We start from the raw sequence: 25,269 nt of genomic DNA, 5'->3' as shown, positions 1-25,269 counted from the left end.
CTCCTCCTCTCTTGCCACTTTAATCCTTTGTTTTATCAAGCATATATTCACGTCTTTTAATTGCATTTTCTAAAATCAGTTTGATTTCCGCTAATTGTTCCTTTTTTGCTTCTTGTTTTATATATCTAATTGCTTTCTTAATTGATTTTGGATAATGATTCATTTCCTGCAATCTGTACACTCCTTTTAAATTAATATCTTACCTATATACTTTTAACAAAAACACATAGGTAAGATATTAATTAAAATGGGCATCTAACCCGCCCTCACACCACACTTTCGACGACTTGCGTCTAAGGCTGTTAACCCACAGCATGACCGAGTGCCTCCATTGATAATGGTAAGGAGACATCACCAAAAATCAGATTAAAAGAACAGTTATTTCTTAATAAAGAACAAAATACTATAAAAAAAGGCCCCTAAAATAGTTTTTCATTGATAACAACACCTATAATCTTGGCCCTTGCCAAATCTAATTGTCTCTTCGTTTCAATTGCCTTTTTCGCATCTGTTTTACCACTCTTTACAACTAAAATTACTCCATCACATACACTAGCGAGTATCTGAGTGTCAGATAACTCTAGAAAAGGCGGTGAATCAATTAAAATAATATTATATTTTTTTGAGGCTTTTTGTAATAAATCAAACATGGCCATTGATCCAATTAAATCTGAAGAGATAGCTGGAAGAGAACCACTTGTTAACACATCTAATCTTCCAATATCGGTATGCATCACTGTTTCTTCCAAACTTAATTTTCCTCTTAAAACATCTGTTAAACCAGCCGTGTTCTCTACATTAAAAATAGAATGGAGAGCAGGTTTTTTCAAATTTGTATCAATAAGTAAAACTCTATCCTTATTTTGAGCAACGGAGATGGCTAAATTTGCAACGATTGTTGATTTTCCTTCTGAATGACCAGGAGATGTGACTAAAATAATTTGATTTTTATTCACACCATTTATAAATTGTAAATTTGTACGAATGGTCCTAAATTGTTCAGAAATAATGGAATCTGGATAAGAGTGAGTGGTTATCCCGCTTTGCTTGATTATCTTACTATGTTGTTTAAACAGACTATGAATCAATTGTTTCACCCCTTATACTGACGACTTGCTTTTTTAACTTTTTTCTTTGTGTATTCTTCTTGTTTATTTTAGATACACTTCCTAATACGGGTACCCCTAATGCTTTGTTTACGTCCTGAACGGTCAGTAATGAGTTATCCAATGAGTTAAGTAATAATACGATTCCTATCCCGCCAATGATTCCTCCAATTATCGCTGCCATCTTTATGGTGGAGTTATCTCCGTTTATTTGTTGAGGTCGCACAGTCGATTGTTCCAATATACTAATCTGAATATCATAATTAGTTTCTTTTGGTCCTTTTTCTTGAAAGACAGCTGCTGTAGCATTTGCTATTGCAACAGCCCTTTCTGAGTCAATATCGATTACATTAATGTTTACCCTTTGGGAGCTTCCAACAACGCTAGCAGATATTTGGTTTGCCAAACTATCCGGGGACTGATTCAAGCCAAGTTTTTCAATTACCTCTTCCAAGATTGGCGGATCCTTTAACACGACTAATAATGTTTGTATTTGTTCCTGACTAGCATGAATCATTAGCCTGGTAGTATATTGGTATACGGGAGTATCGTTTTTTTCTGCATAATAATAACCCGCTGCTGTTGTTAGAATCGTAAAAATAACGATGACCCACCAACGTCTCATAAGAATTAGAAAAATGTTCCTTAGATCTATTTCTTTATCTGTTACTGGTTCCATACCATAATGATTTGGCACTTGAAAGTTTTGTTTCACTTCATCACCTGCTTTGTTTTATTCCAGAGGTTAGTGGTTCTTCATAAAGAACGAATTATCTAAAAAAATAGATCTTACTATATCAATTGTTCAATTTGGAAAACCGATATTATATCCTATATTTTAGTTCTTCAAAAAGAACAAGTCAACCTATTTTTGGTAAATACGAACTACTTTTTCATTTTAGAGAATTATAGCTCTTAATTTTTGCTATCGTGTCTGCCATTGCTTTTAATTCTTCAAAAGTAACATTTTTACTTTTCATCTCTTGTGATAACATAAACCAATCCAAATCCATCGAAACCCTATTACTTGGATTCTCATTATCAACATCAAAAAAATAAGAAATATCCACTTTATAATAGTTTGTAAGCTTTTTCAGGAATTCGACGGTTGGCTTACGTAAACCTCTTTCAATTTTGGAAAGATTACTGTAATTAAAGTCGATCTCTTCTCCTAATTCCTTTAAGGTCTTACCATGTTGGAGTCTCAACGTCTTAATTTGATCGCCGATATGCTTTTTTCCCATAGATACTATAAATCCCCTCACATTTGTATGTGTACTTTAGTGTTCTTAATAAAGTACATATTCGAACTATATCACGATTTGACTTTTTGAACAATAGGATTTTATTAAATATTTAATATATATGATTAATAAAATCCCGCATTCCATTTTTTCATTATTAAGAACCACAAAAAACCACATATGAATATGTGGGCTAACTTAGTTTCAAATTTTGTCTACATGAATGATACATAACGGTAACTCCACAGGCTAATAATATTGATCCGATTAAAAGGAAATTGAAGTAGTTTGTTGAAGTAATTGGAAGTGAGAAATCATCAGTCGGTGAAATCACTACTTCTTTTGCCTCAAATATAAACTTAACAGTTGACTTTATTCCCTGATATTCATTTCCTGAACCAAAAGGTAATGAAACGGTAAAAGTTAATCGTTCATTTGTCGCTTTTTTAAGCTGCCTTTTATCAATCCCTCTATAATCTCCTAAACTACCTCTGTATAACTCTTTGTCTTCAATTGAAATTGTTAACTCTAGTTTTTTAAATAGCCTTTCTGAACCTTCCTCTAGTTGAGCTGCAACATTATAATAAAAATCAAGGTCCCCTTTGTTTTGTAAGGTAATGGTTGAATCAAACTGTTCACCTGGTTTTAAATTGGATAAATTAAAAATCTTATCCGGGTTCGTCGATAGATCAATTTTGTCATGTGGCTGAGAAGCACTTTCAACCATTAATGGAATCTGTGAGTTAATGATGAAAAAAACAATTAAAAAATAAATGATAAATCCCGCTTTTATTTTTTGTCTCATTGGATTCCTCCATATCGTTTTAAAAAAGGAAAGGAGTACTAACTCCTTTCCCATTTCTACTGATTAATAGGTTACACCTATTTGGCCTGTAGCAAGTTGTGCCTCGCCTGTTGTATATCCCTCATATGGGCCATCAAGAATGGTAAGCTCGAAAATATCTCCCGTTTGACCGTTATCGATGATCTTTACATGAAGTTTACTACTTACCGTTTTTAGTGGATAAGTTACCTTTGTAATGGAACCCACAACATCAAACTCAATCCCCGAACCATTGTTTAGGAATGAAACGTTCTCGGCAGTTTTTTGATCTATATTAATCATTAACGCACCTGTTTTACTTAGTCCTGTATATCGTAAATTCACGTTCCATACTTCTTCATCAATTTCATTTACTAAGAATCCAAAACTACGACGCTCGCCTTCATTGCTTACTAAACTTCCTTCCCCGAAGACTTCATTTGGATTATCAGTAAAACTTCCTGCTTTAATAAAAACATTTGAATCATAGGCAGAATCACCAACATCTGCAATTGCTAATTTAATATGGTTTACTTGATTTTTATTCACATGAGCCTCAATTGGTAGAACAGTCGTTAAACCATCCATTTCTGTATTTAATGCTCCTGAGGTGTTATCAACAAAATATTGGGTATTCAAATAATGATTAACGTTATTAATGGATACAGGAGTTGATGTTCCTGGCAATATTGCTACGTTTTGGCCATTGACAAAGAATCCAAATACGTCATTAAAGCTTGATCCAGCGTATTCATTATACTCATCTGATGAAAAAACATATTGAAACTTAATCACATCTGATCTTGGTACAAAATCAAATTCTAAATAGGTTGCATCACGTGTTCCACTGACAAGAGTATTCAAATCTCCGTCTCCGCCTAATCCGTTACTCTCAGATATACTTGATGATGTATTTGGTCCAATAGCGTTTTGTATACTCCCCGAGCTTAAAACAATTCCATCATTAAATCCAATAATGCCATCACCACCAGTGAAAATACCAGATGACCAGCTTACACCACTGACTTTCACATTACTAATAGAGACATCATTGCCAACAATCTTTCTAACTAGGTCTTCTGGAGTTAACGAACCCATATCTTGGACTTGAAGTCCAGAACTCATAATACCTATTTTACTTTTGCTTTGAAATGTTTTGGTCTCCCCTTTCCGGTCTGTTACATCCTCTGCAAAAGAGGTTTGCAAAGGAATCAATAGACCTAGGGAAAGAGCAAGTAAAATCTTACTTGCTTTTTTTCCTAATCCTGATGCCATACCCTGTTGTCTTTGACTCATTACCTTTCCTCCTACTTCTAAAGTATTACTAATCAAAGAGTTCTAGTTACTTTGCTATGAACTCTGATGAAAAGCCAAAATTAATCTCTTTACCTTGAAGTGGATTGTTTACCTCAGGGTCTAAATCTAAAAACTTAATTGTGTAAGCAAAATACATTTGCTCTCCTGTTGTTACAGTTAAATTTTCGCTTGATACGTTTACACCATTAGTTACTAAATCCTTTAAGCTTTGTTCATTGATGATGTCTGCAATTTTCCCTTCAATTGTTGAAGTATTGCCAAACATATCCGTTACAGAAACTGTAAACACTTTGTTTTGAGCTTGTTGCTCAATGTTATCAATAATTTCAGCGGCTAAAGTTATTCCCTCAAACGGATCAAGGTCACCCTCTTTTGAAGCTTCTAAATACCAATAATAATCAAATTGTAGGTTAAACCACTCGTTTACTTCGTTCAGCATTTCAGCATAGGTAGTGCTATCGAAGGTTCCTTCACCATTCACAGGCTCTAAAATTGAAATTGTTGCAATGGATTGCTCAGCAAATTTCATTGCATCATTAAAAGCATCTGTACCTACTGTTGCCTCTGGTGAAGCTGATACTGTTTTTAGGAGTGCATCAAGGGTTCCTGTATTTTCTATAAAAAGGCCTCTTGTATGTGCATCCCCTGGTTTCCAAAGACCCGTTCCACTGACACCATCAGGTCCTGATTCTGTATAAAACATAGGTCCATTTGTTGGTAAATCATTTCTCATACTTTGTAACGATAGAGTTCCTGAGGAAAAGTTATTTCCAGTTGAGGTCTCTGTGCTATTGAAATAAGCGAATGTTCCACCTATTATTGTTCCAGCTAGAACGGTTGCACCTAACGTAAAACCAAGTAATTTCTTCTTCATTTTCATCTAAAAGTCTCCTCTCAAGTAATGCAGTAGATTACTACTATTTGATAGTTTCATAGTTTTTTTGAGACTATTGTTGTCTTAATTCAAACTCTACATCTAATGTCAAAGAATCTCCTTGGTATTCATTCTGCGGGCTTCCCGATTCAAAAAACAAGCCGGAAACAGTCATATTCTTTGTTTCTCCTGAGTTAATTTCACCAAATTGTAATTTGGCTCCATCAGCAAATTCTTTTAATGTAACTGTACCATCCGTATTTGCATCAAATTGGTTAAGGTAATTCGTTCCACCGACACTTAATTCCGTGATATGTAGTACTTCACCTAAATCTGTGTTGTCACCATTACCATTCGAATTATAGTTAATGATATCAATGAATAAATTTGCATTTAATGTGCCAGTATTTTGTAGAGGGAAGGTATAGCTAAAAGTATCTCCTGGTTTTTTGTTCGACCAATCAATTTTATTTGTTGAGATTGCATTTGGTTCAAGTTCAATTGTACCTGTCGCAAATGTATTGCCACTTGAAGTCTCAACATCATTAAAATAAGCATACGTACCTCCACCTATTAATGCTGCTCCTAATGCCAATGATGCAATACCAAAACCAATTTTCTTTTTTACACTCACAACCATTTCCTCCTTCAGCCCATTTAAGGGGATGATGTTATATTATTGAACCTTCTAGATGTTAGAAGGAAACAACCCAGTTGACTTATGCTGTTTCTTCTTTTTTCTTATCTTCAAGTGAAGAAATAGCTTTCCATAGGGTTACTATTGAGTATCCTAATATGATAATGCCTGGAATAATAAGGAACAAAATACTACCTAATTTTGACTTACCGAAATTTACTAGATAACCAACATAAGGAATGGTAAAGCCCTCATACTTTCCCACAATATTTTGAGCTAAAACTGGTTGGCTATCGGGATTATCATTGTTATCACCTTTTGTTAAAAAGTGGGTGCCTTCCCCTTTTACCGCTATAATTCTATGAGTGATTAAAATGGAGTGATCATCTGGTGAGATAAATGTAATTACGTCATTCTCTTGAAAGACAGTCTTTTGGGTTATCGGTTTGATCGCAATGATTGATCCCGTTTTTATTTCTGGTTCCATTGAACCTGATAACACAGTTTTAAGTTGGTATCCAATAATATTTGGTTCCCCACCTATTATTCTTGGAACTATGACTGAATACAGCAATGTGAGCATAAGAAGGGCTAAGACTCCAGTGGTACCTGCACTTACATATTTTAATAGCTTATTTGGTTTCTTCATCGTCTTCTCCTTCCGCAGGATTGGTATCAATAGGTGGAGAGGATTCTTCTTTCACTACTGATTCCACGTTATTATTGGAAGTTTGCGTTGATTCATTTTTTTCTTCATTAACATGTTCGTTTTGCTCTGTTTCAGTAGCTGTTTCAACAGGCTCTTCAACGGGTTCAACATTATTTGGTGAAGGTATAGTCTGATTACATTGTTTAAGGTCCATCTCAGTAATTGTTATAGTCCCACCCCAGAACTTCAATCTGCCATCCTCTGTAACATTATTGTCTTTTCCTTGTTGTTTTTCAGGATAAGGATGACCTATTCTCTGTAACCCCATAAACTTGTATTTCCCAGGTCTTAACTTATCCTTCTCCAAAAATGCCAATCTTTTAGTTTCGTTAGGGGCCAATACTGGAATCACATCCTTGGTTAACTCTTCTTTATCCTTCAAATTGGAATTTGGCTCTTTAGTTGGATGATAGTATATATAGAAGGTGGAGATATCCTGCATTTTGTTTTCACTGTAATTTTGAATATCAGAGTAAAGACCCCTTTCGCAACTAAAACCGTAAAAATCTTTTTGATTAGGATTTTTTTTATCTCCTTCTAGAAATCTCAGCGAAGTGTGATCCCAAATATTGTTTACAGGTTCCCATGTCCCAGTAGCAAAGGATACCTGAGATATTTTACTGTTAGAAAAATAAGATGTCGTATCAGTCGTTAAACCTGCAATTATTCCATAAAAACAATAAATAATAATGACTATTTTTACCAGGAAAAACTTCTTTTTGAACTTTGCACCAAACCTTCTTTTACGGGAATACCTTATTTTTCTTCCCTCCTTGTTTTTCTTTATTTAGAATGTTTTGTTCTTATATAAGAACCCCGACATTGGTAGTTTATTGGTATTCATCATTTTAAATTCCAAGAAAATAAATTGGTCTTTGTCCATCTTTTCGACAATAAAACAAATAAAAAAGGCAATCCAAAGTCGAATTTTCATCCTTTGGATTGCCATTTGTATGTTTAGTTAAAATTTTGATTAAATGAGGAATTATTTCTATATGTATTTTTCAATTTGGGGATTTATAATTTCCTTGAGATTGTTATTAGCGATAACATAGCCTGTAGATGCAATTTCTTCCGCTTCCATTACTTTTAGGTTTGAAAGATCTTTTTGACATACAGGACATGTCCACTTTCCAAATTTACTTGCACTATATGATGGCCTGCAGCATCTATCACACATTTTCTTGTACATGAAATTATCACTTCCTTTTAACTTATGAATTCTTGGTTAAGAACTACAATCTCTTTTTAAAAAGCTATTATAGATTTAAGGATATATTGGTTTTAACCGTTCTTTAAAAAGAATATTTCTCAAAGTATAGCCCATTAGTACTAACTTTATAAAATCTCAAAATCAGCCGTTTTTTCTTAATAAAGAACAATTATCATCTGTTTTCTTTATTTATCTTTGTTTTACATACTAATTCACAACTTTATAAAGTGTTTTTTGTTCCTTATAATGAACATGTTTAGAAATCTTAAATAATGAGGAGAAGGGTAGATGATTGGTGAGAGAATTAGGATATTAAGGAGGAAGAAACGATTTTCAATTACTGAGCTCGCAAAACGTGCTGGGGTTTCAAAATCTTATTTAAGCTACATAGAGCGTGATGTTCAAAAAAATCCTTCTCTACAGTTCATAACAAAAATTGCTGGGACACTAGATACAAGCGTGGAATATTTATTAGGTAAGGAAGAAAAAAGTACATATTACTCCGATGATATGTTGGATAAAGAGTGGACTGCACTGTTACAAATAGCAATTGATGAAGGATTAAGTAAAGAGGATTTTCGTGAATTTCAAAACTTTGTACAATTCCGAAACTGGCAAAATCAGCAAGAGGACAGTATGAAGAGTTCGACTAAAATTGGGGGAAAACATGATACTGGAGAAGAATAATACAATAAATTTAGATTCTGAGTGGATAAAGCTGTTGTTTGAAGCAAAAAAGCTAGGACTTACCATAGATGAGGTACAAGCTTTCTTGCAGGGAAAAGTACAGTCATAATCAAAAGGAAAGCGACCTCAACTTGGTCGCTTAGTCCCTCTTCTCCACCGCAGACAACACCAATCCCCGCTCATTTTCTTCTGCCTTATAGGTAATATTGTTCAATGTGGCGGTTCCATTAATTTTCTTATCCTTGTCTCGGAGGAGACCTAATTTATATGTGACTGCCCCAATATCCTCTTCTTTGACCGCCTCTTCCGTGTTTGTTACTGCGACCAACAAGAAGAAAGCTGCAATCGTGTCCTCATATTTGTCTAGGGTTGTGTTGAGGTTGTCTGATTCCATGTCTTTCTTCACAATTGATAATCGAACTACCTCATTGGTTGTTTCATTTACGATGCCTTCGAGTATCATTCCATTATTGATATCGTGTTTGAATTCTCCATTTCTTACATTTAATTGGTCAATTTTGTCGGAGTCCTTCATTTCTGCTTGGGCTTCATTCCAATTCTTCACGAGATCATCTGTTGTGAATCCGAGTGATCCAAGATCCATCACCCGATCTTCAACTTGTTGAATTTTTGTTTCTGCTTCGTCTTTTTTCTCTTTAGCTTTGTCATCACCCTTACAACTAACAAGCAAGGTTGTACATAATAAGATAATCATAAAATATAATTGTTTCCGCATGATGTTTCCTCCCATTTACAACAATTCACATAGTGATAATATGTGCGCTTGGAGGACAATTCATACAGCAATCAAAAAAGCGACCCAAAACGGATCGCTTCAATCAAAAAATTCTTCCTGTTTACTTATCATTGCTTTTACAACAAAGACTTCTTCGCTATCTTTTATTGCATTCTCTATTACATCATCACCTAGTCCAATTCCAACACCATTTCTACTATTTCTTACACTTAAAGAAAGGGTTATTGGTTTTTCCGCTTCGATAATTGTTTTATCATCAACCCAGGTTTGACCCATTCCTAAATTGTCCTTTAGTTCTGTTGGTGTTGACTCAAATGTAGATAATGTCGTCCCATCAGCAACCGAGATAGTCCATTGTGCATAGGTAGTATTTTCATCTAAATTAAAATCAAGTTTTGAATATGCCAACGTCATTGTTTCACTGGTAGCAGTTGAACCTTTTATAAGATCATCTTGTTTTTCTCCATCCTTGTAATGCTCAACCCACACATGAATTATTTTTATATCATTGCTTTTTACTTCGAGTTCATACATTAATAGCGGATCAAAACCAAGCGAATTAATAATTTGTGAATTTCTTTCATTTTGTTTGACTGGAGTAAGCACACCATCTTTTTGTCCCGCATTATCTGTACTACATGCAAACAATGCGAGTAAAACAAGAACGTAAATAAAGCTTTTTAACGCTCTTATCATCAACACTCCCCCTTTTTTTTCATAATACCACACTTTACCATTCTTTCTGCATAAATTTACCGGATGATTGGGAAATCTAATTGAAAAGAGAGGTGTTTGTCGTGCTACGGAAAGTATTGATTGGATTCTGTTTAAGTTTGTTTCTTTCCCCAACTATAATTTTCTTGAATGATTTTCCAATTACAACAGCTGAAACTAAAAAACCGGTACCTGAATATGCAAAATGGGGTAGGCTCGCGATGGAAGAAACCGGGAAACGATATCCATCCGCCCAAATTTTAGATTATTTACATGTTGGTAGATACAAGAAAAATGATATGTATGTTGAACGTTTCAAGCTTTGGTTAAAACAAAATAATCGTGAATTTGGTGTTATTGTGAATATCACCTTCGAACCCGAAACAGAAAGAGTAAAAAATATTACAGTTGTAGAAACAGATCGCTAGTATATTTACATATTCTCTTTGTTTTATGTAAAAAATATCACATAAAGGAGGTGGTAATGCAATGACTGGATTCATTATGAAGATTATTTTATTACCTTTAGTTGTTGCAATTTGTTCAGGTATTTTTGATAGTGTAGATTATGTTTCATGGTATCAGCCAATCGTGGTCGGAGTCGTATTGGCCATAGTTGGTCACTTAATGGAAGTTATGATGCTTAGAAGAAATTCAACTGTTATGACGGATATTGCAGATTTCATTGCTGCGGCAATCCTGGTATATTTAGTTTCACAATTTTTAGATGGTGCAAGAGTGACTCTTTGGGGAGCAATCCTAACTGCGCTTGTTATTACATTAGTTGAAATCCCTGTCCACCGCTGGTTGGTAAGGTCAGGAAGAGCTGAAAAATCAACCGCATGATTGATATGATAGGTACAAAACTGGCAGTCCTAGACATCAAATACGAAAAAGAGGTGCAACCAAAGCACCTCTTTTTCCATTTATCCACCAATATAGGACATTTCAATTTTCTTACGTTTCTTCGCCGTTTCTTCTGTTCGTTCATCTGAGTAACGATCACGCCTTGCCTGCCAAATCGATTTAAGTTCCTCATCGATATTACTTTCGGTTGCACCGGAACGAATTAATGATCTTAAATCGTGACCAGCAGTTGCAAAAAGGCAAGTATACAGCTTACCATCCGCAGAAATTCTAGCTCTTGTACAGCTTGAACAGAAGGATTCTGTAACGGATGAGATGAAGCCAATTTCCACGTCTGTCCCGACATACCGATATCTTTTTGCTACTTCACCAAAATAATCGGCATCTACAGGTTCCAAAGGCATTTCACTGTGAATTAGATCGTGTATGGCTTTTTTCGAAACAACCTCGTCGAAATTCCAGCCATTTGTTGTTCCAACATCCATAAATTCGATGAAACGTAGTGTAATGCCTTTTTCTTTAAAAAATCGAGCCATCGGTAAAATTTGCGAATCATTCTTACCTTTGCGAACGACCATGTTCATTTTCACATGCAGTCCAGCTTTTTGTGCAGCTTCAATTCCCGCTAGTACTGGCTTTACACCAACGGCTCTGCCATTCATGTCTTTAAAAGTATCATTATCAATGGCATCTAGGCTTACGTTGACACGTTTGAGGCCAGCTTCCTTCAATTGTTTTGCATATTTCGGTAAAAATACTCCGTTTGTTGTTAGGGCAATATCTTCAATACCTTCTATATGTGTTAAACGTTCCACAAGTTCATGGACATTTTTTCTAACTAAAGGTTCTCCACCTGTTAACCGAATCTTTTGTACACCTAGTTTGACAAAGCTTTTTGTCAAGCTTTCTATTTCAGCAAAGGATAATAATTCTCCTTGTTTTAAGAATGCATAATCATCCCCAAAGATTTCTTTAGGCATACAATAAGAGCAACGGAAATTACATTGATCTGTGACAGAAATGCGTAAATCACGTAGAGGTCGATTCAACTGATCAACAATTTTTTCTTTATTTGTAGTCATCTAACCTGTCACTCCTACTTAATAAGTACCTACTACTCTATCATACTAATAAATTCTTGTGAATAGAAACGATAAGCAAATGAAGGAAGGGTATGTATGAACTTTTTTGCGGAAATGTGAACAAATGGCCACCACATTTTGCCTATGGTTACATATCCATATTAGTGAAACAAGAAGAAGGAGCAACTTCTGTAAACAAAACTTCGAGATAATTTACGAAAAAAAAACTGAATCTTGACAACATTAATAGAGAGCCGACAACAATACTGTCAGCTCTCTCTTTTTTTGTTCTTTTTGAACATAAGTGAGACGGCAAGCGGCATGATTCCAAACCAGCGATTTGTCAGGGGTGCTTGTTCTTCCTTTCGTTGCTGCCTCGTTGCCTTGCGAACTTCTTTTGGCTGGTCTATAAACTTTACAAACTGTTGGGTTACAAATTTCACATAATCGTTTGTAGACATAATAACACCTACCTTTTAAAACTTAGTTTTATTATCTCCACTTTATTAAAAATGTAACCACGATAAAATGTTTACGACAACAATTTCTTGATTTTTTCCGAATATCTCAACGTAAGTCAATCCAAGTGTTAATTTCTTCCGTTTCATAATTGTACTCGAAGCGTGCACTGCTTTTACGTCTTTCAGATGTTCTACATGTTAAAGTAATCTGGGATGTTGTTAATGTTAGTGGCGAAACGGTATAAGTGATACTACCTGTGGGATAAGTAAATAAACCAACCGACTCTACGCTTTCGACTTCATCCTGCAATTTTGCTTTCATGTCTCCTACTCCTAACTGCATTAAATTCTCCAAAATTAATATTTCTTCCGTTTCCTTTGCGAAGGCTTTTTCTGTTAAATACATATTAACTTGTGATGTAAAAACGAGAAAAAATAAAAAAGAAATGGCAATTGTAACTGGAAGGATAAACCCTTTTTCGTTTTTCATCCCTCCCTCACCTCCACTGTTGTAAGGGAAGAGATCAAGGCTTTATATGTTTCCCCATCAACCGACACAACGGAAATAAAAAAACCATTTGTTCTTGGTTCGAATGTTACATCTGTTATATGTTGAAGCAACAATTCATGCCCTTTGTTATTTACCCGTCTTCTTATTTTGTCAGTGTATTTTTCAAAGCTTACAACATCACCCGCTGCATTATAAAAGGAAACAGACTCCTCACTTAATACAGATATTTCGCTGGCTTCACGGATTTCCATTTTCATCTGTTGAATTAAAATTTGCCATTCTAATTTATTAAATTGTTCACCATTATCCCGAAACACTACACCAAGAAAGGGTGTAATGAACGAAAGAATGACAAGTAGGATTGAAAAGGTTACGAGCATCTCAACAAATGTAAACCCCTTTTCATTACTCACCATTTACATATCCACATCTTTCGTATTTTTTTGAAAGCCTGTCCTCCCAAGTTACACATAACTCCCATTTTTTTAGATCTTCATTAAGGTTTTTCGAAATTTTGTAGGTAACCCCGTCTTCATTTACATAATCTAATGTTGCTTCCCCGTTATACTCTTTCTGAAGTTCCTCAGAAAGCAATTGAGTTCCCATGCTATAAATTTCTGCATTTCTTCGTTCAGTCATAATAATCATTAGCTGTGGAAGAAGCGTCACACAAAGCATTAACCAAATAGAAATGGAAAGAAGCATTTCTACTAGGGTAAATCCCCGCTTATCTCTTACTAACATAAAACCTACCCTTTCCTAATAAAAACGTAACAGTGTAGGTGCTCCCCTTATATTTAAAACGAATTTCACCTGCACGTTGGATATTCCCGCTACTTGTAAAGGTTAATTTTAATCCAAGTGTTGAAAGTTGAATTTGGATCGCAGGATCCATCTTTCTCATGAAAATTTGCTCATAACTATCTTCCTCTACTATGCGGTATGATGGCCCACTCGGATTAAAGAAAAGCGAAGTCGGTTCACTATGGCTGATTGCATACTGCTGACAAAAGAAAATATCGTTTTGAAGTTGCTCCAGAAATTGATCGATTTTTTTCGATTCATGCAGAGGTCTAAGTTGTAAGAGACTAATTGAGGAAATCATGATGACGATTGATAAAACGATTAATGCTTCGATTAAGGTAAAACCTTTTTCATTAACCTGCAGTTGGTTTGTCATGACTAATTTTTCCATCAGCATCCATTTTAATAATGTCACCATTTGGACAAGCAGGGATTGTATTATCTATAAAATATCCCTCGGCAGTGGTTAATTGGTCCAATGAGGTTACTTTACCATGGCCCTCCTCCAACTCGTAAGCCTGCACCTGCGCTTCAACCATTTTCACCATGGCATCACAGCCCTTATCCTTAATTACAGTATTATGCTTCGTTACATTTGGCACAGTGATCAAAAGCAAGATGGAAACAACTAGTAAAACAACGAGCATTTCTACGAGGGTAAATCCCTCTTGGTTCTTCCATTTCATGCAGCTCTTCCTTTCTAAATTCCGTTTAATAATTGAAACATTGGAACCATGATTGCGCCGTACATGAGCATGATAATGATTCCAATAATCGCAAATAAAATTGGTTGAACGATTGCTAATAATCGTGTTATTTTTTCCTCGGCTTTTTCCATGACATATTGGCTATAGTGCTGAAGCTCACTTGCTAAATTTCCGTTAGATTGACCATGTAAAATGATCATCGTTAAATCTGTCTCGTAATATTCTCGCGACTTCAGAATTTCGTCGAATCGGTTACCCGCTCGCAACAATAGTTTCATTTCCTTTGCTTCCTCTCGAAAAAACGGTGAGTGAAGCTGTTGCTCAAACATGGTTAACGCTTGAAAAATCGATAACCCGCCTTTTAACAAATTGCTAAGCTGTACGGAAAAGAAATGTGTATTAAACATAATCATTACATTTTTCAAAATGGGAATTTTTAATAGCAGCTTCATTTTTTCAACGGGAGTTCGCTTTTGAAAATGAAGAAAATAGTACGCGAGGCCAATGATCAATAATAAACCGATAAAGAGGAGCAAATATCGATTAAATTCTGGGAGCCTTAATAAAAATGTAGAAATGATCGTTTGATCATAACTCATGGAAGTAAATAAACTTTCAAATTGTGGTAAAAGAATTTTTTCAATCATCGTAAACATAAACCCTACAAATAACAGAAGTGCTAACGGGTAGCGAATGAGTTTCTTTCCTTTTTCAAGATGGTTGAGCTTTTTTTGTAACATTGCACTTCCTTCTCGAAGGGCAAATGAGACATCACCATGCTGCTCAGCAAAATAGATATATCCTAAGATATCCTTGTGAAAACCAACTTTGCTAAAGGCTGTATATAAAGAATCACCCTGTTTACAGCTTTCAATTATGGCTCCAATATCCTGACTATGCTTTTTTGGAAGCTGAAAAAGTAAAAATTGTGATGCTTGATCAAAGGAATACCCTTGGTCAAGCAGGTTACCGATTCTACCTAGGTATAGGGTTTGTTCTTTCAAGGTCCAATTTTTATTTCTTTTCGTTGTCATCACTTACAACCCATCTTTCCATCGCATCCGGATATAAGTACCCTAAAGCAATCCCTTTTTTGATGACATCCTTTAGTTTTTCATAGTGATATTCTGCTTTGTCACCCCTTGCCTCCTTCATGACCTCTGACAAGGCATGTCCATTTAAAAGTTCATATACTCCTACTCTTCGTATTTTTCGGTACTTTTTACACAGCGGTGTACATTTTCCTTCACAGTACGGACATTTAAGGTCAACAAGCCTCTGTGCGGCAATTGCAATTAACGTTTGTTCAATTTCCTGCAAGGATACATCAAATTCTAAGAGTCGATAAATCGCACCCTTCGTATCCCTTGTATGCATTGTGCTTAGGACTAAATGTCCCGTCAATGCAGCACGCACGGCAATTTTTGCGGTTTCTGTATCTCTTATTTCACCCACCATGATGATATCGGGATCATGTCGCAAAATCGCCTTCAAGCCATGCGCATATGTGATGCCTGCCTTTTCGTTCACCTGAACCTGTAGAACATCTTCGCTTCTTTTTTCAATTGGATCCTCTAATGTAATGATATTTCGGTTGAAAAGCTTCTTCGTTGCGTGGAGTAAGGAATATAGGGTGGTAGACTTACCAGAACCGGTCGGACCTGTAAATATGATAAGTCCATGTGAATGCTTCAAAAGAGTAAGTAATTTAGTTGTCATTATCGGAAAAAGCGATAGATTGGCAAGAGAATAAGTTGGTGTTTCAGGCAGGATACGTATGACTAGACTTTCGTTGTAGGGTGTGGGCAGTGTAGACAATCGAAGGTTAATGGTCACGCCTTTGAGATTTAAGGTAATTGCACCGTTTTGCGGTCTTCTCCTTTCTCCAATATCCATTCCAGCGAGGAATTTATAGTGGGAAATCAAGCGTTCACAAACATCTTTTGGGATCGTTTGCTTGTTAAACAAATCACTGTCGAGCCGGTATTGAATCATGGCATCGTTGATTTTCGGAACAAAATGAATATCAGACGCACTCATTGACCAAGCGTCCTCGACCAATTGATCGCCGAGTTGTTCAATTTCACTCAAATACTTCACTCTCCTTATTTTATTTTTCTCTTGCAGGTATCCTATTTCAACAAAAATCTACAATCTCCTTCTTTTTTTGCATAAAATAATTGTGAACATTTTTTGAACATCAAATACTATAAACAGCCTACCTTCATTGTATAAAATAAAAAATACAACCACTGCCATGATGGTTGTATTTTTCAAAAGCATTTAAAAGATTTTTTATCTATCATTAGGAGGAATCAATACATTATATGTAGCGTGCATAAAAAGTATGCTAAACATGTTGTAAAATTCCAATGAGATTTCTGAACTTTTCTTAACAAGTGATAAATATCACTTATTGATGGTATTTACCTGTACTATAATGAAAGTAATATCAGGGTCGCAAGGAGTGATGACGGTGGAACAAACACTAAAGATAACAAATGTACTAGCAGATCCAACACGTTATTATATTTATCAATATATTATTAAACAAAATGAAGAGGTCACCGTACAGGAAATCGCAGAAGAATTTGAGATTCATCCGAATGTAGCCAGACTTCATTTAACAAAGCTTGAAGATGTAAATATGCTTGTTTCCGAAGCAAAGAAAACCGGAAAAGGCGGCAGACCAAGTCGTCTTTATCGACTATCAAATGATCATATTCAAATTAATTTTCCATTTCGCGATTATCAGTTGCTTTCAAAGATTGCAATTGAAACAATGGCGACACTCGGAGATGTTGGAAAACAAGCACTTGAACTAACGGGTAGACGTTTTGGTGAAGAATTAGTCAATCATCAAATTCCTGTTTCCATTCACGAGCTTACTTTCGAGCAAAGATTAGATATATTAAAAAAGGCATCAACGGTTGCGGGTTTTTATCCAGATCTGGACCATAATAAGGATAAGACAAAAATCTTTTTGAAAATCAATAATTGCCCTTTTAAAGAAATTGCACAAGAAAATTTTGAAGCGGTTTGTGGTATGCACCATGCGTTCCTACGAGGAATGTTTGATTTACTATTTGACGATGTCGTGCTGGAAGAGTCAGAAAACATGATTCTAGGATGCAATTCTTGTAGTTATCACGCATTTGTCGCAAAGTAATGTTTACATTTATGTAATCGTTACATTATAATAATAACAGTGAGTGAAAATTTCATTCAACCTTTAGTTGAATAAAATTTATGCCTCAGGCGGATGCCAGGATATTTGAAATGAAAGTTTTCGGGCAAAAATACGCCATGCGCATTTGATCATTTACAAGGGAGGGAAATATACATATGGAACGTATGTACCGAGTTTTAGGTTTTTGGACAGGTATCTTTGCAGTAATGTTCTACGTTGGTGGTATGGATGTTCTAGCACTAATTTTCTTTGCACAAACCGGATTTTTCGTCCTTTTAAGCTATTTAAAATTGACTGAAAGAATGTATATTTACGTGTTTGGCGCATATTTAACTGTGTTCTTCTGTGCCTTCTCTTATTACACCACATTTATGATGCCGTTAGGCGGAGGTCACTAAAAAAAGCGATGGAAACATCGCTTTTTTTAGTTGTCTTGGAAGATCGTTTCCCAATTTATTTTTATATCTTTTTCCTGGATTAGGACATGAAAAGCAGCACTCATTCCTCCATCCATAATGAGAGACCGAATCGCACGGTTTTGTTTACTTTTATCTGAAAAGGGATTGGGGTCAAAATTATCCTGCAAAAAGGTCAGAATCCCCGCTGCTATTAAAAATTCATCCTGCCTTAATTTCTTTACAAACACTAGTCCCAACTTTTTACCCTTCGAAATAACGGTGTCAAAATGAATATGGGTAGTAAGGTCCATATCACCTGGGTGCTCAAGAGGATTGTTCATTAAATGATGTTTGTAATAGCCGCGAAGGCTCCCCTTCCTTCTAGCAGGTTCCATCCATTCCTCATTTGTATACCCGTAATCAACGGTAAAAACAACCGAATTTCCAAGAAAGCCACTTAACTCCTCTAAATATGAAAGCATTTGAAGCGGAACCTCGAATCTTTGTCCATTAGCAAGATTGATTTTGTTACCATTCAAATAATGTAAAATACGCTCATCAGTAAGAGGCTCAACTATTTCACATAGCTGTTCATCCTTAGTTAACGTGATTTTCACCTCATAGAGAATGTCTTCTTGTTTTTCAATCACCCTAACTGGGAACGCATCGAATAATTCATTTGAAAAAAGAACACCATTAAATACTTGAAATTTCTTTTTGGCTGCATCTATACTGTGAAACTGGATTACCTTTTGACCAATTGGGAGAATCTCCTGCTGCAAGCGCTGATGGTATGGACTTGTCTCAATCATGATATATGTCATTTTTTGATAGGTATCTGTATAGGAATTCTTTAATTCGTCCAGAACCGCTTTTGCGAATCTACCATTTCCTCCGCCAATTTCACAGATGAACGGAGAAACGTTTTCTAGCGAAATAAGTTTATGAAAAATCGTGGCAAATAGTTTACCGAAGATAGTGGAAATATTGCTTGTTGTAATGAAATCTCCTTTTTTCCCTACCTTTTCTTGGTCTTTCATATAATAGCCTTTTTCTTCGTGATAAAGTACGGTATTTATGTACTGTTCATATGTTATTTTGTTAGTTGGAGATGATTGAATTAGTTTTTTTAGTATGTGCTGCATGTGCTCACCTTTGCTAAATTTCACCATTGACACAGTGTTTATATTATAATATTGTAAGTTTAGTAGCTTACAATATCCCTCCCATTATACGGATATATAAGTTTTGGCGAAAGCCAAATTTCAAGCCGCATTAAGAAGGATTCTTAGTGCAAAAACATCCCCCAGAAAAGGTCTAACTCACCCGGAGTTAGGCCTTTTCTGTTTTTTAAGTTAGAAACCATTTAAAAAAGGGTTTGAGTCCATTTCGGCTTCGATGGTTGTTTCAGGGCCATGTCCTGACAGGACAATTGTATCTTCTGGTAAAGTAAGCAGTTTTTTATGAATGCTGCCAAGTAATACCTCATGGCTCCCGCCAGGAAGGTCTGTTCTACCGATACTTCCCTGGAATAAAGCATCTCCTGAAAAAACAACCCCAAGCGCTTTACAATAGTATGAAACACTTCCTGGCGAGTGTCCTGGTGTATAAAATAGGTCGAATGAAAAGTCACCAACTGAAAATTCTCCTTCTTTAGGAAGAATCGTTGGATTTACTTTTGACAGGATTTCTTTTCCGGGAATAAAATATGCCGAACCATTTAACGCAGGGTCCTTCAACCAATTTTTCTCTTTCTCATGGATAAACACGGGAATATTCCATTGCTCTAAACAATCATCAATGGCACCGATATGATCAAAATGAGCATGTGTTAAAAGTATCGCTATTGGCGTTAACCCCTGCTGTCTTAAAGTGAGTTTTAACTTTTGTCCATCTCCACCCGGATCAAAGATGACACATTCTTTCTTTGAATTTGCGAGTATGTATGCATTTGTTTGTAAGGCTCCTAGCGGAATCCTTTGCCATTTCATCATTTTCCCTCCGTTGCTTGTTAGTCTACTGTTTATTTTACACTATCGTCTGCAAACGAAAAAGCGCTTCAATCATTTAATTGTCTTGAAAGTGTCACTTTTTCCTCCTCGACAAAACGAAAGAAAACGTTTAGAATATAGATTGAATCTATCTATTTCTTTTACATAAAGGGTTTTCAGCCTTTTGTAACAACATTTCTGTAAGGTGATGTTGTAAATATTCTTGCTATGGGGAAAATAGTAATGATTAAATAAAAGGCTACTTTTAAAATGAATCAATGATTATAGCAGGGGGGTAAGTCACATGGGTCTAATGATTATCTTTTCGTTAATCGTAATTTTAGCTGCATTTGGTATTATTCGTTCATTACGTGATAAAAACATTCTAGCCTTATTGTTTTCAACTGGAATCTTTTTAGTATTAGGCTGGTTCACAATCATGACAATCTGGAAAGACGGTTTCCCAACAGCACACTAATACAAAAAATTTTAAAAGCCATCGGTCTGATGGCTTTTTTCATTGGTCTAGTATAGGACAAGATCCTCAATGGTCTTCGTTTTTAAATCAATTATCTTTTCAAATTGAAATCCGTATAAACATAGGAACCCATTTGGAGAGAAATTAAGTGGTTGATCGTCCACCTTTTCAAGTATAACTTCTTCTTTCCCCGTGCTCATATCATAGGAAACAAGCTCAAATTTTTCCCCATATGTGTCCAACGCTCCCGTTGAATATGGTTTAAACGAATAAAATTTCTTTTGAGCAGCTACATAGTCAGCTGATGGAATATACCACTTTGAATAGTCACTCAATAGCGGCATTTTATATTCATGAAGCTGTTTGTTTTTTTCAGGGTCATAAAAACCTATCTTTGCTTCCGAATCACCGTCTTGAACTAATTCATACGTAATTAGTAAATCCTTATAGGCTACAAAAGAAATAATGTCCTCGAATAAAAGTCCTTCTGTTTTCGTATTTAAATGATACGAATAAAGCGGTGCAAAGAAATCAAGTGCGTTTTGATCCCATTTTAAATAGGATATGGTGTTCGAATTAATCCATTGAATAAACGGTTGGAATACCTCATATTTAGTTGACCTCTGCTCCTTTATATCTAGCAAATGGGTTTGAAAGGACCAATCCTCTAAAAACGAAGTCACGAATACCTGTTTTGTATTGTACGGATTCCAGCTATAAAATAAATCAAACGAATCGGCTGTCCATTCATATTGTACAGTGCCAGTTTTATCGACAGCTGTTACCTTCGCCTGATTTTGTGAATTGGATGTATGTATTAAAAACAAGGAATGGTCTTCATTTGCCTTCATGGTTAGTACCGGAGCTGAGGTTTCCAGGAACAACTGCTTTTCACCTGTAAACAGATTGTACCTATATATCTTCGAAATCCCGTTGTCATCAATTACAAAAAGAATACTTTCATCATCATACCAGTCGCCCACACTATTAAAATTTTCCCCTTGAAGGTCAAGTGGCTGCAATTTTTTGTTCTCCCCCAAAAATTCAGCTGGCACACGGCCCTTCGAAACGTTCTTATTACTACTCTTTGGCGCATCACTTATTTCAAACGGTTGATGAGAGTTACAGCCAGCCAGTAGAAACAGAAACATGAAAAAGTACATCCATTTTCTCACCAACTCGAAAATCACCTCTTTATGAAATTCCCTTATTCAACTGTCATCTTTTATTTACTATTGTTTCCCTTAACAGATAATACGATTATGCATGGTAAAAAGTTTCAAAGCAAGAAAAAAAGCCGATGATTTCTCGACTTTTTCATAAACCACTTTCACATATACAATGACGCCAAAAAAGCCCCTAGGGTTTCCTGATAAATTTCTTCAAATTGTGAAATCGGCAATGGATTGACCCCTTTTCCTAATTCAAATGTAAACCCAGGTCGCCTCCACTCTTGAATAAACCAATCCTTAAAGCCTGCATGGCTATCAACGAAACGAATTTCCTCGTAGCCTGAAACTCTTGAGAATTCCTTTACCAGTGTTTCGGCTTCAGGTGGCTCTAGTCCTTCATAGCCCCAATAAATAACCTCTCCTTGTGTATGGAAGGCTAACACACGTGAAAAATTAGAGGACCGTGTTAATTTTTCAATTGCGATAACCTCAGGCTCAGTTAACGGGGCATCACCAGGATAGTCACGTGGTGCAGGCGCTTTAGGTTCCTTACGTTCCTTTTCGATTTCCCAGTTGGCTGGGAATTGATTATTTAAGTCAACACCTCTAATATTCGCTTTCCAGTCTTTGAAATCAAGGCTGCCATTGTTTTTTTTGACAACTTCCTGTTTATATGGTTCCTGTTCTGGAGGACCATGGAGGACTAAATCAACTCCATCTGGATTAACCATGGGGACAATCGATAGGTATGCTTCTAAATAGAGTGGTTCCACATAAAACCCACGAATTGGCGCAAGATTTGTTAGTGCAAGTAAATACTCATTTAAAAAAGTCATGATCACATTTGTTGTAATCCATTCATTCGCATGAAAAGATCCGTTCCAATGGACTCTTTTTGTTCCACTCCCTATTCGCAATTCAAATAGTTCTTTTCCTAATACACTTTTTCCAATCGATTGTGTTTGAAGAAACGGATAAATCGATTGTAATTCATGAATATCGTTAATCATATCTACATAATCATAGTTTCGATCTCCATTAACGATCGGTTTCACAACTCTCTCTGGTAAATGAATGATTTGACCGACTTGTAGAGTTTCTGCATCAATGCCCGGGTTTACTAAAAATAATGCATCTGCCACAAGCGTTCTTGATTTTGCAAGTTTCCATATTGTATCACCAGAAACAATTGTATGTGGCTTTAAAATAAAGCCTGGTATATTTACGATGGCTCCTATTTGTAGATTGTTACTATTCACATGTAAATTGGAGTCAATGAGTAAATGTATAGGGATGGCGAACATTTGACTATAATACCAAAGCGTATCCCCTGGTCGGACTCTTACCTTCACCAAATAACCTCCTTATTCCCTTCTCCTATAAGTTTATGAGGAAAGGTACGTCCTTCATGCCATAGGAAAAGCCTTGACCGTTCGTAGGTTAAGGCTTCGATTTGTTATTCTGCATACTCTCCAGACACTGGTTCACTATAAGATGTTCCATTATAAAAGCGGAGAAGATCTCCATACACAATTTCATCAGAGTAGTCTAATTCAAATCCCGCTTTTTCTGTGAACTGTTCACAGAAACTGGTTTCTGTTTCCTCACCAGTTGCTTTATCATAGCAGGCATTTTTTGTAAAAATGTAATCTTCGGTAATAAAGCTACCATCTCTTAAAACAACAAATGGGAACCTATCCTTTGAAAATAGATCACTGCCGAAATGGACATCGTTTTGTATATCCATCCCTAATAAACTTAGAATCGTTGGTTTTAAATCAATTTGTCCCGCTACATTAGAAACCGTTTCTGGATTCTGATCGGTCACACCTGGAATGTGAATGATTAAAGGAACCTTTTGTAGTTGGATTGAATCAAATGGTGTAATTTCCTCTTTTCCTAAAAACTGTGCCATTGCTCTATTATGATTTTCCGAAATTCCATAATGGTCTCCGTATAGGACAAAGATTGTATTTTCATACATTCCTTCTTCTTTGAGTCGCTCGAAAAAGTGCTTGATTGCCTCATCCATATAGCGAACAGTCGGGAAGTAACTATTCAAGGTTCTAGAATTGGAATCAAATTCATTTACCATTCGATCTGCTTCTTCAAGTTCAAATGGGAAATGGTTTGTTAATGTAATAAATTTCGAATAATACGGCTGTGGCTGAGTTTTTAAAAGATCAATCGATTGTTCGAAGAAATCTTTATCCTTTAATCCCCATCCAATGGAGTTTTCTTCAGTTACATGATAGCTTTCAACGTCAAAAAATTTGTCATATCCTAAGGAATCATACATGATTTCACGATTCCAGAACGTTTTATTATTTGCATGGAAAACCGATGAATAGTAGCCATAGTCTTTAATAAATTCAGGTGTTGCTGTAAATTCATTGTTAGCGTGTGTAAAGAATACAGCCCCACGTCCAAGTGGATAAAGTGAATTTTCTAACAAAAACTCGGAATCTGATGTTTTGCCTTGACCTGTTTGATGATAAAAATTGTCAAAGTAATAGCTTTCATTTATTAAGTCATTCAAGAATGGAGTAATTTCTTCGCCGTCAATGGTTTCATTAATGACAAAGTTTTGAAGAGATTCCATTGAGATAATAACGACATTTTTTCCTTCGGCAATGCCAAATTTTTCACTTGGGTCCTTTTGATTTGCTTTTAAATAGTTTTCTATTTCGATAAATGAACTGCTGTCGGCTAAAGCTCGTTGTGCAGAAGATTTCGATTGAAGGACGATATCATAAATTTGATAATTGTATGTCCCAATGTTCTTCACTAACATTTCACGGTCAAATGTCCTTGTTAATAATTGTGGCCGCTGTGCTTCAGCTAATCCAAGATTAAAAAAGAACACTGCCGCAACTAGAATAAAATAGGATCGTCTTTCCTTCTTCGTAATTTCTTCAGCCACAGAAAAACTTGGTTTATATTTTGTTATTAAAATCAGGATAACCACGTCGATGAACATGAGTGGGTCTGTAAATTTCAAGTTCCCAGTGATACTCGTACCTAAATCCCCCATATTACTTGTTTGGAAGAGAACGGGAAGTGTTAAAAAATCATTGAAAAATCGGTAAAATACAACATTGGCAAACAAAACAAACGAGGAAATAAAACTAGCAAATATAATAAATTTGTTTCGATGTTTTTCCTTAATAAAAAAGGAAATACCAAAGAACAGCAATAAAAAACTTAATGGATTAATGAGTAAAATAAACTCTTGCATCAAGTTTTCTATTTTAATATCAAAGCTAGTTTTATATACGATATATGTTTTTATCCAAAGCATTAAAGCAGCTAAAAAGATGAACTTTGATTTGGATAATGTTGATGATCTAATCATCAAAATACCTCCCTGTTTTAAGACCGCGGAGTACTCAAGTTATGGAATTAAAATTCCATTTTTAGGTAGTTTTAAAAAACCTAATCATAATCTTAATATGTTTTTTACTAAAAATCAATCATCTATACAACCTAATTTTATAGAATGATATTTATGTACATTATGTATATAC

At 35.5% G+C, this 25,269-nt stretch carries 34 protein-coding genes; 7 read left to right on the top strand and 27 right to left on the bottom strand.

Annotated features, from left to right (window positions below):
* Positions 1-19: 19 nt before the first annotated feature.
* The 11 genes from V7138_RS06075 to V7138_RS06025 all read right to left on the bottom strand — a co-directional run bounded on the left by V7138_RS06075 (position 20) and on the right by V7138_RS06025 (position 7,902).
* Complete coding sequence (locus V7138_RS06075) at positions 20-172, bottom strand: hypothetical protein (protein WP_335394987.1); 153 nt, start codon at positions 170-172, stop codon at positions 20-22.
* A gap of 247 nt (positions 173-419) precedes the next feature.
* Positions 420-1,088, bottom strand: a complete 669-nt coding sequence (locus tag V7138_RS06070; protein ID WP_335394985.1) for a CpsD/CapB family tyrosine-protein kinase — start codon at positions 1,086-1,088, stop codon at positions 420-422.
* The gene (locus V7138_RS06065; protein WP_335394983.1) at positions 1,078-1,821 is read right to left on the bottom strand and encodes a YveK family protein; all 744 of its coding nucleotides are present in this window, start codon (positions 1,819-1,821) and stop codon (positions 1,078-1,080) included. Before V7138_RS06065 ends, V7138_RS06070 begins: the two co-directional genes overlap by 11 nt.
* 178 nt (positions 1,822-1,999) lie before the next feature.
* Positions 2,000-2,350: a helix-turn-helix domain-containing protein gene (locus V7138_RS06060; protein WP_335394981.1), complete on the bottom strand. Its 351-nt coding sequence runs from the start codon at positions 2,348-2,350 to the stop codon at positions 2,000-2,002.
* Between the two features lie 193 nt (positions 2,351-2,543).
* Positions 2,544-3,155 carry a TasA family protein gene (locus V7138_RS06055; protein WP_335394978.1) on the bottom strand — a complete coding sequence of 204 codons (612 nt, stop codon included), beginning with the start codon at positions 3,153-3,155 and terminating at the stop codon, positions 2,544-2,546.
* A gap of 63 nt (positions 3,156-3,218) precedes the next feature.
* Positions 3,219-4,469, bottom strand: a complete 1,251-nt coding sequence (locus V7138_RS06050) for a choice-of-anchor L domain-containing protein (protein WP_335394976.1) — start codon at positions 4,467-4,469, stop codon at positions 3,219-3,221.
* 46 nt (positions 4,470-4,515) lie between these two features.
* Positions 4,516-5,370, bottom strand: a complete 855-nt coding sequence (locus V7138_RS06045) for a TasA family protein (protein ID WP_335394974.1) — start codon at positions 5,368-5,370, stop codon at positions 4,516-4,518.
* Between the two features lie 67 nt (positions 5,371-5,437).
* The gene (locus V7138_RS06040; RefSeq protein ID WP_335394972.1) at positions 5,438-5,998 is read right to left on the bottom strand and encodes a TasA family protein; all 561 of its coding nucleotides are present in this window, start codon (positions 5,996-5,998) and stop codon (positions 5,438-5,440) included.
* An 85-nt stretch (positions 5,999-6,083) separates the two neighbouring features.
* Positions 6,084-6,650: a signal peptidase I SipW gene (sipW, locus tag V7138_RS06035; RefSeq protein WP_335394970.1), complete on the bottom strand. Its 567-nt coding sequence runs from the start codon at positions 6,648-6,650 to the stop codon at positions 6,084-6,086.
* Positions 6,634-7,092 carry a hypothetical protein gene (locus V7138_RS06030; RefSeq protein WP_335394968.1) on the bottom strand — a complete coding sequence of 153 codons (459 nt, stop codon included), beginning with the start codon at positions 7,090-7,092 and terminating at the stop codon, positions 6,634-6,636. Before V7138_RS06030 ends, sipW begins: the two co-directional genes overlap by 17 nt.
* Before the next feature lie 609 nt (positions 7,093-7,701).
* Complete coding sequence (locus V7138_RS06025; protein ID WP_335394965.1) at positions 7,702-7,902, bottom strand: hypothetical protein; 201 nt, start codon at positions 7,900-7,902, stop codon at positions 7,702-7,704.
* 309 nt (positions 7,903-8,211) lie between these two features.
* On the opposite strand from V7138_RS06025, the gene V7138_RS06020 reads away from it, so the two are divergent.
* Entirely contained in the window at positions 8,212-8,610 is a 399-nt protein-coding gene (locus tag V7138_RS06020; protein ID WP_335394962.1) for a helix-turn-helix domain-containing protein, read from the top strand.
* A complete protein-coding gene (locus tag V7138_RS06015; RefSeq protein ID WP_335394960.1) occupies positions 8,591-8,719 on the top strand; it encodes an anti-repressor SinI family protein in 129 nt (42 codons plus the stop codon). The genes V7138_RS06020 and V7138_RS06015 overlap by 20 nt, the downstream gene beginning before the upstream one ends.
* Before the next feature lie 30 nt (positions 8,720-8,749).
* On the opposite strand, the gene V7138_RS06010 is transcribed toward V7138_RS06015, so the two are convergent.
* Together V7138_RS06010 and V7138_RS06005 are read right to left on the bottom strand one after the other, a co-directional pair.
* Positions 8,750-9,346, bottom strand: coding sequence for a hypothetical protein (locus tag V7138_RS06010; RefSeq protein WP_335394959.1), 597 nt, complete (start codon positions 9,344-9,346; stop codon positions 8,750-8,752).
* Positions 9,347-9,445: 99 nt separating this feature from the next.
* The gene (locus V7138_RS06005) at positions 9,446-10,063 is read right to left on the bottom strand and encodes a hypothetical protein (protein WP_335394957.1); all 618 of its coding nucleotides are present in this window, start codon (positions 10,061-10,063) and stop codon (positions 9,446-9,448) included.
* 101 nt (positions 10,064-10,164) lie between these two features.
* Between V7138_RS06005 and V7138_RS06000 the strand changes: the two genes are divergently transcribed.
* Both V7138_RS06000 and V7138_RS05995 read left to right on the top strand, forming a co-directional pair.
* Entirely contained in the window at positions 10,165-10,509 is a 345-nt protein-coding gene (locus V7138_RS06000; protein ID WP_335394956.1) for a YqzG/YhdC family protein, read from the top strand.
* Positions 10,510-10,570: 61 nt separating this feature from the next.
* Entirely contained in the window at positions 10,571-10,927 is a 357-nt protein-coding gene (locus tag V7138_RS05995) for a DUF2512 family protein (RefSeq protein ID WP_335394955.1), read from the top strand.
* Positions 10,928-11,007: 80 nt separating this feature from the next.
* On the opposite strand, the gene moaA is transcribed toward V7138_RS05995, so the two are convergent.
* The 9 genes from moaA to comGA form a co-directional block, all read right to left on the bottom strand.
* Positions 11,008-12,030 carry a GTP 3',8-cyclase MoaA gene (gene moaA / locus V7138_RS05990; RefSeq protein WP_335394953.1) on the bottom strand — a complete coding sequence of 341 codons (1,023 nt, stop codon included), beginning with the start codon at positions 12,028-12,030 and terminating at the stop codon, positions 11,008-11,010.
* A gap of 269 nt (positions 12,031-12,299) precedes the next feature.
* Positions 12,300-12,491, bottom strand: a complete 192-nt coding sequence (locus V7138_RS05985) for a YqzE family protein (protein ID WP_335394952.1) — start codon at positions 12,489-12,491, stop codon at positions 12,300-12,302.
* Between the two features lie 106 nt (positions 12,492-12,597).
* Positions 12,598-12,981, bottom strand: coding sequence for a competence type IV pilus minor pilin ComGG (gene comGG / locus V7138_RS05980; RefSeq protein WP_335394951.1), 384 nt, complete (start codon positions 12,979-12,981; stop codon positions 12,598-12,600).
* Positions 12,978-13,415: a competence type IV pilus minor pilin ComGF gene (gene comGF, locus V7138_RS05975; protein ID WP_335394949.1), complete on the bottom strand. Its 438-nt coding sequence runs from the start codon at positions 13,413-13,415 to the stop codon at positions 12,978-12,980. The genes comGG and comGF overlap by 4 nt, the downstream gene beginning before the upstream one ends.
* Complete coding sequence (locus V7138_RS05970) at positions 13,408-13,746, bottom strand: type II secretion system protein (RefSeq protein WP_335394947.1); 339 nt, start codon at positions 13,744-13,746, stop codon at positions 13,408-13,410. The genes comGF and V7138_RS05970 overlap by 8 nt, the downstream gene beginning before the upstream one ends.
* Entirely contained in the window at positions 13,730-14,182 is a 453-nt protein-coding gene (gene comGD / locus V7138_RS05965) for a competence type IV pilus minor pilin ComGD (protein WP_335394945.1), read from the bottom strand. Before comGD ends, V7138_RS05970 begins: the two co-directional genes overlap by 17 nt.
* The gene (gene comGC / locus V7138_RS05960) at positions 14,160-14,492 is read right to left on the bottom strand and encodes a competence type IV pilus major pilin ComGC (RefSeq protein ID WP_335394944.1); all 333 of its coding nucleotides are present in this window, start codon (positions 14,490-14,492) and stop codon (positions 14,160-14,162) included. Before comGC ends, comGD begins: the two co-directional genes overlap by 23 nt.
* A 14-nt stretch (positions 14,493-14,506) precedes the next feature.
* Entirely contained in the window at positions 14,507-15,547 is a 1,041-nt protein-coding gene (gene comGB / locus V7138_RS05955) for a competence type IV pilus assembly protein ComGB (protein ID WP_335394942.1), read from the bottom strand.
* Positions 15,528-16,604, bottom strand: a complete 1,077-nt coding sequence (gene comGA, locus V7138_RS05950; RefSeq protein WP_335394940.1) for a competence type IV pilus ATPase ComGA — start codon at positions 16,602-16,604, stop codon at positions 15,528-15,530. The genes comGB and comGA overlap by 20 nt, the downstream gene beginning before the upstream one ends.
* A 385-nt stretch (positions 16,605-16,989) precedes the next feature.
* Between comGA and V7138_RS05945 the strand changes: the two genes are divergently transcribed.
* Both V7138_RS05945 and V7138_RS05940 read left to right on the top strand, forming a co-directional pair.
* Positions 16,990-17,682 (top strand): helix-turn-helix transcriptional regulator, encoded by a 693-nt coding sequence (locus V7138_RS05945; protein ID WP_335394938.1) that lies wholly within the window; start codon positions 16,990-16,992, stop codon positions 17,680-17,682.
* Positions 17,683-17,858: 176 nt separating this feature from the next.
* Positions 17,859-18,101, top strand: a complete 243-nt coding sequence (locus V7138_RS05940; RefSeq protein ID WP_335394937.1) for a DUF2626 domain-containing protein — start codon at positions 17,859-17,861, stop codon at positions 18,099-18,101.
* A 26-nt stretch (positions 18,102-18,127) separates the two neighbouring features.
* On the opposite strand, the gene V7138_RS05935 is transcribed toward V7138_RS05940, so the two are convergent.
* Complete coding sequence (locus V7138_RS05935) at positions 18,128-19,246, bottom strand: class I SAM-dependent methyltransferase (RefSeq protein WP_335394935.1); 1,119 nt, start codon at positions 19,244-19,246, stop codon at positions 18,128-18,130.
* A gap of 210 nt (positions 19,247-19,456) precedes the next feature.
* Positions 19,457-20,092, bottom strand: a complete 636-nt coding sequence (locus V7138_RS05930) for an MBL fold metallo-hydrolase (RefSeq protein ID WP_335394934.1) — start codon at positions 20,090-20,092, stop codon at positions 19,457-19,459.
* Between the two features lie 304 nt (positions 20,093-20,396).
* On the opposite strand from V7138_RS05930, the gene V7138_RS05925 reads away from it, so the two are divergent.
* On the top strand, positions 20,397-20,570 hold the full coding sequence (locus V7138_RS05925) for a DUF2759 domain-containing protein (RefSeq protein ID WP_335394932.1): 174 nt from the start codon (positions 20,397-20,399) through the stop codon (positions 20,568-20,570).
* A gap of 47 nt (positions 20,571-20,617) precedes the next feature.
* Here V7138_RS05925 and V7138_RS05920 read toward each other — a convergent pair whose 3' ends face one another.
* The 3 genes from V7138_RS05920 to V7138_RS05910 all read right to left on the bottom strand — a co-directional run bounded on the left by V7138_RS05920 (position 20,618) and on the right by V7138_RS05910 (position 25,094).
* Entirely contained in the window at positions 20,618-21,721 is a 1,104-nt protein-coding gene (locus V7138_RS05920; protein WP_335394930.1) for a hypothetical protein, read from the bottom strand.
* A 179-nt stretch (positions 21,722-21,900) separates the two neighbouring features.
* Positions 21,901-23,094 (bottom strand): M14 family metallopeptidase, encoded by a 1,194-nt coding sequence (locus V7138_RS05915; protein ID WP_335394928.1) that lies wholly within the window; start codon positions 23,092-23,094, stop codon positions 21,901-21,903.
* A 104-nt stretch (positions 23,095-23,198) separates the two neighbouring features.
* Positions 23,199-25,094, bottom strand: a complete 1,896-nt coding sequence (locus tag V7138_RS05910) for an LTA synthase family protein (protein ID WP_438824321.1) — start codon at positions 25,092-25,094, stop codon at positions 23,199-23,201.
* Between the last annotated feature and the right edge of the window lie 175 nt (positions 25,095-25,269).

Origin of the sequence: Bacillus sp. JJ1533, from assembly GCF_036965045.1 — a bacterium.
Classification (GTDB): domain Bacteria; phylum Bacillota; class Bacilli; order Bacillales; family Bacillaceae_L; genus Ferdinandcohnia.
Note: the sequence above shows the minus strand (reverse complement) of the source record. Positions and strands in the feature narration are given on the sequence as shown.

Excerpts from the sequence above, each read along its gene's own strand:
- V7138_RS06015 (WP_335394960.1), top strand. The coding sequence starts at position 8,591 with ATGATACTGGAGAAGAATAATACAATAAATTTAGATTCTGAGTGGATA.
- V7138_RS05925 (WP_335394932.1), top strand. The coding sequence starts at position 20,397 with ATGGGTCTAATGATTATCTTTTCGTTAATCGTAATTTTAGCTGCATTT.
- V7138_RS06055 (WP_335394978.1), bottom strand. The coding sequence starts at position 3,155 with ATGAGACAAAAAATAAAAGCGGGATTTATCATTTATTTTTTAATTGTT.
- sipW (WP_335394970.1), bottom strand. The coding sequence starts at position 6,650 with ATGAAGAAACCAAATAAGCTATTAAAATATGTAAGTGCAGGTACCACT.
- comGG (WP_335394951.1), bottom strand. The coding sequence starts at position 12,981 with ATGAAAAACGAAAAAGGGTTTATCCTTCCAGTTACAATTGCCATTTCT.
- V7138_RS06050 (WP_335394976.1), bottom strand. The coding sequence starts at position 4,469 with ATGAGTCAAAGACAACAGGGTATGGCATCAGGATTAGGAAAAAAAGCA.
- comGD (WP_335394945.1), bottom strand. The coding sequence starts at position 14,182 with ATGACAAACCAACTGCAGGTTAATGAAAAAGGTTTTACCTTAATCGAA.
- V7138_RS06060 (WP_335394981.1), bottom strand. The coding sequence starts at position 2,350 with ATGGGAAAAAAGCATATCGGCGATCAAATTAAGACGTTGAGACTCCAA.
- V7138_RS05920 (WP_335394930.1), bottom strand. The coding sequence starts at position 21,721 with ATGTTTCTGTTTCTACTGGCTGGCTGTAACTCTCATCAACCGTTTGAA.
- V7138_RS05940 (WP_335394937.1), top strand. The coding sequence starts at position 17,859 with ATGGAACGTATGTACCGAGTTTTAGGTTTTTGGACAGGTATCTTTGCA.
- V7138_RS05985 (WP_335394952.1), bottom strand. The coding sequence starts at position 12,491 with ATGTCTACAAACGATTATGTGAAATTTGTAACCCAACAGTTTGTAAAG.
- V7138_RS06020 (WP_335394962.1), top strand. The coding sequence starts at position 8,212 with ATGATTGGTGAGAGAATTAGGATATTAAGGAGGAAGAAACGATTTTCA.
- comGC (WP_335394944.1), bottom strand. The coding sequence starts at position 14,492 with ATGAAATGGAAGAACCAAGAGGGATTTACCCTCGTAGAAATGCTCGTT.
- V7138_RS06045 (WP_335394974.1), bottom strand. The coding sequence starts at position 5,370 with ATGAAAATGAAGAAGAAATTACTTGGTTTTACGTTAGGTGCAACCGTT.
- comGB (WP_335394942.1), bottom strand. The coding sequence starts at position 15,547 with ATGACAACGAAAAGAAATAAAAATTGGACCTTGAAAGAACAAACCCTA.
- moaA (WP_335394953.1), bottom strand. The coding sequence starts at position 12,030 with ATGACTACAAATAAAGAAAAAATTGTTGATCAGTTGAATCGACCTCTA.
- V7138_RS05970 (WP_335394947.1), bottom strand. The coding sequence starts at position 13,746 with ATGTTAGTAAGAGATAAGCGGGGATTTACCCTAGTAGAAATGCTTCTT.
- V7138_RS06010 (WP_335394959.1), bottom strand. The coding sequence starts at position 9,346 with ATGCGGAAACAATTATATTTTATGATTATCTTATTATGTACAACCTTG.
- V7138_RS06025 (WP_335394965.1), bottom strand. The coding sequence starts at position 7,902 with ATGTACAAGAAAATGTGTGATAGATGCTGCAGGCCATCATATAGTGCA.
- V7138_RS05930 (WP_335394934.1), bottom strand. The coding sequence starts at position 20,092 with ATGAAATGGCAAAGGATTCCGCTAGGAGCCTTACAAACAAATGCATAC.
- V7138_RS05995 (WP_335394955.1), top strand. The coding sequence starts at position 10,571 with ATGACTGGATTCATTATGAAGATTATTTTATTACCTTTAGTTGTTGCA.
- V7138_RS05935 (WP_335394935.1), bottom strand. The coding sequence starts at position 19,246 with ATGCAGCACATACTAAAAAAACTAATTCAATCATCTCCAACTAACAAA.
- V7138_RS06005 (WP_335394957.1), bottom strand. The coding sequence starts at position 10,063 with ATGATAAGAGCGTTAAAAAGCTTTATTTACGTTCTTGTTTTACTCGCA.